11 protein-coding genes and 1 tRNA gene are annotated in these 10,260 nt (G+C 32.9%); 9 read left to right on the top strand and 3 right to left on the bottom strand.

Features of this window, described 5'->3' with window-relative positions:
* The 7 genes from Q0C22_RS07370 to Q0C22_RS07340 form a co-directional block, all read left to right on the top strand.
* Positions 1 to 253 (top strand): molecular chaperone TorD family protein (locus Q0C22_RS07370; RefSeq protein ID WP_291493298.1); only part of this gene is annotated, 253 nt, incomplete at its 5' end.
* A 6-nt stretch (positions 254 to 259) separates the two neighbouring features.
* Complete coding sequence (locus Q0C22_RS07365; protein WP_291493296.1) at positions 260 to 670, top strand: ubiquinol-cytochrome c reductase iron-sulfur subunit; 411 nt, start codon at positions 260 to 262, stop codon at positions 668 to 670.
* Between the two features lie 7 nt (positions 671 to 677).
* On the top strand, positions 678 to 1,208 hold the full coding sequence (locus Q0C22_RS07360) for a 2-oxoacid:acceptor oxidoreductase family protein (protein ID WP_291493293.1): 531 nt from the start codon (positions 678 to 680) through the stop codon (positions 1,206 to 1,208).
* Positions 1,205 to 2,323, top strand: a complete 1,119-nt coding sequence (locus Q0C22_RS07355; RefSeq protein ID WP_291493291.1) for a transketolase C-terminal domain-containing protein — start codon at positions 1,205 to 1,207, stop codon at positions 2,321 to 2,323. The genes Q0C22_RS07360 and Q0C22_RS07355 overlap by 4 nt, the downstream gene beginning before the upstream one ends.
* Before the next feature lie 7 nt (positions 2,324 to 2,330).
* Entirely contained in the window at positions 2,331 to 3,191 is an 861-nt protein-coding gene (locus Q0C22_RS07350; RefSeq protein ID WP_291493290.1) for a 3-methyl-2-oxobutanoate dehydrogenase subunit beta, read from the top strand.
* Positions 3,184 to 4,233: a radical SAM protein gene (locus Q0C22_RS07345; RefSeq protein WP_291493288.1), complete on the top strand. Its 1,050-nt coding sequence runs from the start codon at positions 3,184 to 3,186 to the stop codon at positions 4,231 to 4,233. Before Q0C22_RS07350 ends, Q0C22_RS07345 begins: the two co-directional genes overlap by 8 nt.
* Positions 4,220 to 5,050, top strand: a complete 831-nt coding sequence (locus Q0C22_RS07340; protein WP_092129407.1) for a Sir2 family NAD-dependent protein deacetylase — start codon at positions 4,220 to 4,222, stop codon at positions 5,048 to 5,050. The genes Q0C22_RS07345 and Q0C22_RS07340 overlap by 14 nt, the downstream gene beginning before the upstream one ends.
* Here the strand turns inward: Q0C22_RS07340 and Q0C22_RS07335 are convergent.
* Both Q0C22_RS07335 and Q0C22_RS07330 read right to left on the bottom strand, forming a co-directional pair.
* Positions 5,036 to 7,453 (bottom strand): plasma-membrane proton-efflux P-type ATPase, encoded by a 2,418-nt coding sequence (locus Q0C22_RS07335; RefSeq protein WP_291493284.1) that lies wholly within the window; start codon positions 7,451 to 7,453, stop codon positions 5,036 to 5,038. The two genes, Q0C22_RS07340 and Q0C22_RS07335, sit on opposite strands and share 15 nt — an antisense overlap.
* An 89-nt stretch (positions 7,454 to 7,542) precedes the next feature.
* Positions 7,543 to 8,199, bottom strand: coding sequence for a MarC family protein (locus Q0C22_RS07330; protein ID WP_291493282.1), 657 nt, complete (start codon positions 8,197 to 8,199; stop codon positions 7,543 to 7,545).
* Between the two features lie 258 nt (positions 8,200 to 8,457).
* Here Q0C22_RS07330 and Q0C22_RS07325 point away from each other — a divergent pair, with 258 nt between their 5' ends.
* Together Q0C22_RS07325 and Q0C22_RS07320 are read left to right on the top strand one after the other, a co-directional pair.
* On the top strand, positions 8,458 to 8,853 hold the full coding sequence (locus Q0C22_RS07325) for a hypothetical protein (RefSeq protein WP_291493279.1): 396 nt from the start codon (positions 8,458 to 8,460) through the stop codon (positions 8,851 to 8,853).
* Between the two features lie 53 nt (positions 8,854 to 8,906).
* Positions 8,907 to 8,993: transfer RNA gene (locus Q0C22_RS07320), tRNA-Leu, on the top strand.
* A gap of 103 nt (positions 8,994 to 9,096) precedes the next feature.
* Here the strand turns inward: Q0C22_RS07320 and Q0C22_RS07315 are convergent.
* A partial coding sequence (locus tag Q0C22_RS07315) for an FAD-dependent oxidoreductase (protein WP_291493278.1) occupies positions 9,097 to 10,260 on the bottom strand: 1,164 nt, incomplete at its 5' end.

Raw genomic sequence — 10,260 nt, 5'->3', positions numbered from 1 at the left:
TTACGCTGCATGTAATTTAGATACAAGTAAAAACTGGCACGACCTACCAGATCATATTGCAGCTGAGCTTGCTTTTTACGCATATTTAGAAGAAAATGATTCGGCTGAAAATCATGATATAAAGTTGCGCTTGCTGGAAGAACATTTAAAACTTTGGGTCAATAAATTTTGCGAGGTTATAAAAAACAAAACAAACCTTGAGTATTTCAAAAATTTATCTATATTACTTGAAGAAAGTATTTATAAAGGTTAAATTGATATGGATAGAAGAGATTTATTTGTACTCGGTGCAAAAGTTATACTTGCTGGTTTTGTAGGTTTTATAGGGTTGGATTTTGCCCTTGGAGGTAACAATACTAAACGACTGGTACGATTCTTGAAGGACGAATTAAAAAAAGGTTCCAATAACGATGGTGTTAATTATAAAGATAGTGTATTTTTAATAGACCGCGACAATAAAATAGTAGCGCTAAACGCACACTGTACACACTTGGGCTGTATCGTAAAATGGCACAATGATAAAAAAGAATTTATATGTCCTTGCCATGGCAGTGTCTATGACGCATGGGGGAATCGCGTATCTGGTCCAGCACCGCGTGGTCTTTATCATTTAAAATACAAGGTTGAGCCAACCGAAATAGTGGTAAATTATATCAATAAAATGGCGTGAGGTTTTTATGAAACAAATTGGTTTGCATGGTAGAGGTGGACAGGGTGTTGTAGTAGCAGGGGAAATACTTGCTCAGTGTTACTTTGATAGTGGTAAATATGTTCAGTTTATGCCATCTTATGGTGCAGAGCGCAGAGGTTCTCCATCACATTCTTATATTCGCACAGATAATAATAAAATTTACCAGCGCTATGAGATAGAAGAAGAAGATATTTCAGTTATATTTAGTCTCTCTGTAATAGATACTGCAAAATTGAGAGAAAATGGCATTTTAATCATAAATGGCTCAAACTTTAAAGTAAAAGAAAAAAAGATTGATATTTATACAGTGGATGCTAATGCTATTGCGCTATCACTTGGGCTTGGAAGCCCCGCAATTCCTATTATTAATACTACGATTCTTGGTGCTTATTGTAAGGTTACAAATGATTTTTCTTTTGATATATTAGTTAATGCTATAAAATCTAAAATTGATAAAAAAGCCGATTTAAATATAGAAGGTGCCAGGCTTGCATACGATAGTGTGAGGTATTTATGAAAAAAGTATTAGGCGGAAATGATGCAGTTTCACAAGCTGTGTCAGTTTGCGATGTAGAAGTTATAAGTGCATACCCAATAACACCACAAACCTCAATAATAGAAAAAATCGCTGATTTAATTTATGCCAAACAAATAAAAGCTCAATTTATTAAAGTAGAATCAGAACACTCAGCAATGGCAGCTTGCATTGGTGCATCCATTGCTGGCTCAAGGACATTTACAGCAACAAGCTCTCAAGGGCTACTTCTAATGCACGAAGTTTTACACTGGGCAAGTGGTGCCAGACTGCCAATTGTGCTTGCCAATGCAAACAGGGCAATAGCTCCTGGTTGGAATATTTGGGCTGAAGCTACAGATTCTCTTTCTCAAAGAGACACTGGATGGGTTCAATTGTATGCTGCAAACTCTCAAGAAGTTTATGATTTTATAATAATGGCTTTTGCGGTAGCTGAAAGAGCTCTTTTTCCTGTTATGGTTTGCCTGGATGGTTTTTTGCTTACACACACAAAAGAACCTGTTGAAATTTTAGAACATGAAACAGTCAAGCAATTGCTTCCAAAAATTAAACGCGATACACTAGATCCAGCAAACCCAAAAGCATATGGTGCACTCGCCTTTCCAAAAGACTATTATATTATAAAAAAAGGGCAACACTTAGATATGCTTAAAGTTTTAGATATTTTTGACAATGTTTCACTTGAGTTTAAAAAAATTACAAATAGACACTATAATCCAGTTGAAGTTTATCCAAAGCCAGATAGTCAGTATTCTATAGTAGCTTTGGGAACGCTTAGTCAAACTGCAATGTTAGCTGTAGATAACCTAAGAAAAGACGACATTGATGTTAACCTTGTTAAAATAAATATGTTAAGACCATTTCCTCAACAACTATTAAAACAATTGCTAAGTGATAAAAAGCTTATCGTGGTATTTGATAGAGATATCTCACATGGCAAAAGTGGTATTGTAAAAGACGAAATTGCTGGTGGCTTGGATCTGTGCAATGTTGTTGGCTTTGTGGGAGGTCTTGGTGGCGACAAAATTACAGAATCTACAATTGCTAATGCCTTTTTAGATGCAAAAAATGCTCAGATAAAAGGATTATTCTTGTGAGGTAAATATGAAAATATCTAAAGATGAAATAGCTCTTCCAAATAATTTAGCCTGCCCTGGATGTGGTGCAAGTCTGGCAATGCGACTTGCGCTTAAAGCTTTAGGTAGAAATACTGTGCTTGTCATACCTGCATGTTGCTGGACAATTATAAATGGTCCTGTTGGTAAAAATTACGCAGGAGTTCCAGTATTTCATACAGCATTTGAAACTACAGCAGCTGTTGCAAGTGGCATTAAAGCATCCTTTAAGATGCAAGGTAAAGACAGCATAAATGTTGTAGGTTGGGCAGGTGATGGCGGTACATTTGATATCGGCTTGCAAGCTTTAAGCGGTGCAGCTGAGAGAAATGACGATATAATTTATGTTTGCTATGACAACGAAGCCTATATGAATACCGGTATTCAAAGAAGCTCTGCCACACCATACTTTGCTCAAACAACCACAACACCAGAAGGCAAAGATAGACCAAAGAAAGATTTAATGGCTATACTTGCTGCTCACTATGTACCCTATATTGCTTCTGTTTCGCTTGCATATCCACAGGATTTTATAAAAAAATTTGAAAAAGCAAAATCTATAAAAGGCTTTAAGTTTATACATATTTTTGTGCCCTGCCCGCCAGGCCAAAAATTTCTTGAAGATAAAACTATTGAAGTTGCAAAACTTGCTGTTGAAACCGGTGTATTCCCACTTTATGAGATAATAGATGGTAAATATGTGTTATCAAAAAAACCTAAATTTACTGATATTACAGAATACTTAAAACTGCAAGGTAGATACAAAAATTTAACACAAGAAAATATTGAATTTTTAAGACAATCAATTCAAAAGAAGTGGGAATATCTAAATAAACGTTTTAATGAATGAGCTTAAGTGGTTAGCGTTTGAAGTAACGCCAAAGTGTAATCTAAACTGTATCCATTGTCGCACAAATGCAAATGCTAATCTTAATGAAGTTTTAACATATAAACAAATAACACAAACTATTGAAGATATTGATAAGCGCTATAAGCCTGTGATTGTTTTAACAGGCGGAGAACCGCTTCTTAGATCAGATATTTTTGAGATAGCTTATTTTGCAAAATCTAAAAATTGGCGAGTAGGACTTGCTACAAACGGTACATTAGTTGACGAAAAGTTATCATTAAAAATTAAAGCCTATTTTGATATAGTTTCTTTATCTCTTGATGGCTCTACTGCACAAATACATGATAATTTTAGAGCACAAGAAGGTGCATTTGATGCTACAATAAATGCTGCAAAGCTTCTGGCTAAACATGATATCCCATTTATAATAAATTCTTCTTTTACAAAAAGAAACCAACATGATATAGAAAATACTTACAAACTGGCAAAATCTCTTGGGGCAAAAAGCTGGTATATGTTTATAATCGTGCCTACAGGCAGAGGTGAAAATTTACAAAGCGAACTAATTTCAAAAAACGATTACTATAAAATATTAAAGTGGCATTTTAAACTGGAGCTTCAAGAAAAAACTATGTTTATCAGACCTACTTGTGCACCTGAATATTATGCTATAGTTGATCTGTATACCAAAACACACAATGTAGACTATATCAGACGTTCACTTAGCTTTTCAACCGGTGGGGCAAAAGGTTGTATTGCAGGCCAATCAATCGCATTTATAGCATTTGATGGTTCAGTTAAACCATGCAGTTATTTTTTGCGATCTGCTGGGAATATTATACAAAATTCATTTTTAGATATATGGGATAATTCACCTATATTCCAAAACTTAAGAGACTTTAGCAAATACACTGGAAAATGTAAAACTTGCGATTATATTAGTATGTGTGGAGGATGCAGAGCAAGGGCTGATGCATATTTTGGCGATTACTTAGCAATTGATCCTTATTGTTTGTTTTGGAGCAAAAATGCTGGTAAATGATTATGATGCTGTGTTAAATATCATAAAAAATAGCAAAACTGCTCTTTTTTTAACCGGTGCTGGTATGAGTGCAGATTCGGGTATCCCTACATTTAGAGATAAAGAAGGTTACTGGCGCAATTTTCCAGTTTTTAAAGAAAAAGGTTTAGAAGCGCAAGAACTGGCAAGCCCTTACAGTTTCGAAGTAAGACCTCAGTATGCTTGGGCATTCTATGAATGGAGAAGGAGAAATGCTCATTACAATAAACCCCATGAAGGTTACTATGTTATTGTACGTTTGATGAAAGAAGTTTTTAAATCTTCCTTTATACATACAACTAATACAGATGGTTATCATTTACGCTCTGGAGCTGATAAAGACAAAGTTTACGAAGTTCATGGTTCCATGTGGAGATTGCAATGCACAAGAGGGCTTGCATGTAGCTATTTTGTACAAGAAAATTATGATGTTCCGCTTTGTGATTTAGATGAAAAAACTATGCAGGCAAGTAACCTCCCTTATTGTCCTGTATGTGGTAGTTTACTTAGACCAAACATATTGATGTTTGGAGATTGGGATTATATAGAAAATGAATATCAAGCAAATAATTACTATGAATTTATAAATGAGTGCAAATATCCAGATATAATTTTCTTGATAGGATCAAGTGGCGCAGTGCCAACGAATGATTATGTCGCAAATAAATTTAAATTTTATGGTTCTAAAATTATTACAATAAACCCAGCAATTGAATCTACAAATATCTGTAAACCCCATATTTTTTTGCAAGAAAAAGCAAAAAACGCATTATTAAATATTGCGTCAATGATTTTTTAGCTTACTCAAAGCCACTTTAACAAAATCATTAAATAAAGATGCTAGTATTAAATAGAAAACAAGCAAAGCTACCAACTCAAAAGGAACTCGGTGAACAATAATGCCAAAACTCATCATTAAAACACCAACTATAAAATCTGCAAGCATTGATACAAGCAATACCCTGCTTGGAACAGATTCCCAGAAATGACCTCTTTCTCTTATAACAAATACATTAAAAATATTGGAAAAGAGCAATATACCAAAACCAAAAGAGTGTAATTGGTCTAAATTTGAAAAAATTGAATAATACTTATCTGCTATATACAATATAATCAACGATTCTAAAACAGTTAAAATACCAATTACAATACTTACATTGACAATGGGTCTGATATTAAATACCTCGGGTTTTTTGCTCCATCTTACATTATCCGTAGAAAATGATATTGTTACAAAATCAATAATAAATAGTAATAAAACCACATCTAAAGCAGAAACTACAAATTTTCCAGTAATTAAATATGCAATACATACGAATACAACTGTTTGGAAAGTCTTGACAATCTTATTTACAATCCAGTTTAATACTCTATGATGAATTATTCGGCCCATTTTAATCAAATTAACAATAGTACCCAAACCTTCTTGAACCAAAACTACACTGGCTGCTTTTTTTGCAATATCTGTTGCATTACTTACCGCAATCCCAACTTCAGCTTGCTTTAAAGCTGGTGCATCGTTTACACCATCACCTGTCATACCAACAATCTCATTACCACTTTGCAGAGCTTTTACTATGTAAAACTTATCTTCTGGTAAAACTTCACAAAACCCATCTGCTTTACTTGCAATCTCATATGCTTTCTTTGCATCAGAAGAAATAGCTTCTCTTATAATTTGAGGTTCAGCTATGTTATCTCCAATTTCTACTTCTTTTGCAATTTCTTTTGCTATAGGTTTTGCATCTCCTGTGAGCATTTTTATTTTAACACCAAGTTTTCTTAATTCTTTTATAAAAACACTTGAATCTTTTCTGGGTGGATCATATAATGCAGCTATACCAACAAATTCTATATTGGAATCTTTTTCTATAGATATAGCAATTGTTTTGTAACCATTTGTAGCCCACTCGCTGACTGTCTTGTCAAGTTCAGATTTGAGAGTGTGATCTATAATAGGGCATACATTGCAAATACTTTCATATGCACCTTTTGTTATAATAATTTGCTGAAAATTAAATTTTACAACTGCCTGAGTACGTTTTAATTTTGGATCAAAAGGTATAAAATTTATTTGCTCATAGCCGGATAAATCTATATTTTTTTGTTTACAGGCATTAATAAATGCTAAATCTATTGGATCATGATTAGCTTCAAGACTACATAAAGCTCCATAAATATATATGTCGTTTTCACTAAAACCTGATACTGGCTTAACTTTTGACAAAGTCAATCTATTTTCAGTAATCGTACCAGTTTTATCTGCACAAAGCGTAGTCATTGATGCTACATCTTCTGAAGCATTGAGTCTCGTTACCAATATACCTTTTTTTGATAACTGTTGTGAACCAAGTGCCATCGATACAGTAAACATAGCAGGTAGTGCGACAGGAATTGCGCTAACAAGCAAAATAAGCATTAAAGGCAAAAGTGCAAAGAGATTTTCTCCTCTAATATAGGAAACTACGAAAGTTACAATAAGAGAACCTGCAACAATAACCATCAAAAATTTTACTACTTTTGTAATCATATGTTCTATATTTAACTTTGGTTTTGCAAGCTCAACTAGTTGTGTAGTTTTTCCAAAATATGTATTAGAGCCTATAAATACAACAACCGCTGTACATTCACCATTTTTTATTATTGATCCAGAATACAGTATATCATTGCTTGTTTTTTGTATAAGCTGAGATTCACCTGTAAGAGCAGATTGATCTACACCAACCATACCATCTATAATTTTTACATCAGCAGGCACAAAATCCCCTGCTCGAATTCTAATAATATCTCCAATAGTTACTTCTCTTGCATCAATCAATACCCACTGGTCTCTAAGTGTGCGCACCTTTATGGCAAGTTGTTTTTTTAAAGCTTCTACTGCTTGAGAAGATTTAGATTCTTGGTAAAAACTCAGAATAGCGTTAAGTAGCAACAATGCACCTATAAAATAAGCATCCAAATAATGTTTTAAAAAAATTGATAAAATAATTATAAATTCAAGCATCCATGCTGTAAGGCCCCAAAATTTTTTCAAAAATAAAACAACAAGAGATTGCTTTTTTTCTGGTATTTCATTAAAACCAAACTCTTGTTGCCTTTTTTGAGCTTCTTTAGGTTTTAAACCTCTTTCGTTTGTTTCTAGCCGTTCAAATATTTTTTCGTAAGATAGTTCTTTGAACTCTTCTTTTGTCAATAAATTCATTTTATCCTCTCACAAAAATTAATATACAAAACAAATTCATTTAGTCAAATTAATATTTTGAATGAATTCTGTAATAAAAATACACATGCTTACTTTAGAAAAGCTGGAAACAGTACTTTTAGGCCATTTACAATAAATTGTACAGATATTGCAAGCAATATTATACCCATAAGCCTTGAAATTATACCTATTCCGATTTTACCCAAAAATCTATTTAAGTAAGAAGAGCTGATTAGAACAAAGTATACTGCAAAACACGCAATAATAATGGCTATAAATATCGCAATATATAAAAATAAATTTTCAACTGAAGTAGAAAGTGTAATAACAGTAGCAATTGCACCAGGACCAGATAAAAGGGGTATAGCAAGTGGTACAAGTGCAATATTTTCTTTATCTTCCAAATCTGCAAGCTCATCTTTGGATGTACGCTCTTTATGAGGATTGCCAAAAACCATATTAATAGAAACTAAAGATAGCAAAATGCCTCCCGCTACTTCCAGTGAACCTATATTAATCCCAAATATTTTAAAAATTAATTCGCCAAATAAGAAAAAAAATGTTAATATTCCAAAAACAAAATATGTTGAACGCCTTATAATATAGTGTTTATCTTTTTGAGAATAATTTTGAGTAAGGCTTACAAAAACAGGCAAGGCTCCAAATGGGTTTAGTATTGCAAAAATAGAAACAATGCTTTTTAATGCAAAAGAAAAAAACTCAGCGGTATTAAAATTAGTTGTCATAAGTTAATTATAATACCTAATTTTAAATAAATCAATAAAATATCAAAATTTAACAATTTTGTTTGATAAAAAATAATTTTATTTTTGTGCATTTGGCTATTTTACAAAGCTTTATTTGTTTTATTTTAACTTAAAAACCACAGAGTTAACATAAACATTTTGGCATAGATTTTTTAGCTATATAATGTAAAAATTTTTTTCTTGCAAATAGCTAATATTAAATATATAATTTTGCCAACAATAAAAAACGAGGTTAAAATGGCTCAAGTATTTGATTTAAGCTGTTTACAAAGTTTAATTAATTATTCTTTTGCAAATATCGCAAGAGTGAAAAAAGAGTTGAATTTAGATGAATCTATCAACTCATTAGATTTTTTTTGCATTGCAATTTTAAAATTTGATACTCAAAAAAACCTGAAGTATGCAGTTGAAATTTTGAATAAGATTCTTAGAAATTCTGATGCATTTTTTAACGAAGGCAATAATTTTATCTATTTAGTTTTACCAGGGACAGATGAATCTGGAGCTACATACATCCTTGAAGACTTTAGAGAATTTTTAGGCAATATATTTAAATATAAAGTATTAGAGTTAAAACAAGATAATACAAAAGATTTAGGAAAAATTCTATTTGATCTCAAAAAAGCCTTATAAGTAAATTACAACTTGACTTTTTTTTAACTTCATAATAAGATTATTAAAGTATTGCCGGGGTGGTGAAACTGGTAGACGCGCTGGACTCAAAATCCAGTGGGGGCAACCCCATGCGGGTTCGATTCCCGCCCCCGGCACCAACGATATTATCCATATTTCGAAAACAAGATATTTATATGTAAAAACGGTAAGGTAGTTTATTATAAAGGTGGGACAAACCCACCTTTATAATAAAATAATAGATTAGTATCTACTTATGAGTTCGTATGCAGATTGGGTTGCGGTGTAAATGTCTGCTACCTTTGCCGCATCTCCAATAATTTCAACATTTTTAAACTTGTCTTTAATTTGCTCATACAAAGCCTTATTTGGCTTTGTACCAATGCTAGAAATGATTGTGTCAAATTTGCCTAAATTTATTACTTCGTCTTCCTGTCTTGCAAATACACCTTCGTTTGTAAATTCTTCAACACTTGTTGCTACAAATATTTTTACATTTGGGTTATTTTTAAGCCTTGCAAGTGTAAAATCCTGCGTTAATTCACTTAATATATCAACACCCACCACCTCAAAACCCTGGTTTGCCAGGATTTCCATAGCCTCTCTTCCAATTAAGCCAATACCTAATACAAGTACCCTTTTGCCTTTGGGCTTGACAACTGATTCAAAAAAACTAAATGCATCTATTACATACTCATTCTCAATGCCTTTAATATTTGGTATTTGCGAGTTGGCACCAGTTGCCACAACAACTAAATCAGGATTTTGCTCTTTTAATTTTTCATAGTTTGCTTCTTCGTATCTAAACTCAACACCTCGTCTTTTAGCTTCGTTTATAAGAGCATTTAATGGCTTTAGCATTGCGTCTTTGTATGGAGCTTTTGTTGCAAGTATAAATTGTCCGCCAAGTTCTTTCTTTTCAAAAACAATAGCATCATAACCTTTCATTTTAGCATAAATACCTGTAGCAATTCCTGCTGGACCACCGCCAGCTATGCAAACCTTAAGTTTTTTACCTGAAGGTTCAAAGAATTTCTTATCTACAAAAGGATTTGTAATACATCCAAGACCTATTCCGCTTCTAACATTGTACAAGCATCCCTGCAAACAACCACCACAGTACCAAATTTTGTCTAACTCATTATTTAACAATTTATTTACAAAATATTGGTCCGCCACAAGAGATCTGCCCAATCCAAAAAAGTCAACCCATCCTTCTTCAAGCAAAGCCTTTATCCTATCCGGGTTACCCATTCTACCATCAATAATAATAGGTAAATCAATTAAGCTCTTCAGTTTTTTAAATGATTCGATTTGTTTATCTGTGGGCGTTGAAGCATAACTGTAATACCAAAGCGGCGTATCACATGCATTTCCAAGACCTGCGTGAATCGCTTTAATACCGTA

It is taken from the genome of Desulfurella sp. (assembly GCF_023256235.1).
Classification (GTDB): Bacteria; Campylobacterota_A; Desulfurellia; order Desulfurellales; family Desulfurellaceae; genus Desulfurella.
Note: the sequence above shows the minus strand (reverse complement) of the source record. Positions and strands in the feature narration are given on the sequence as shown.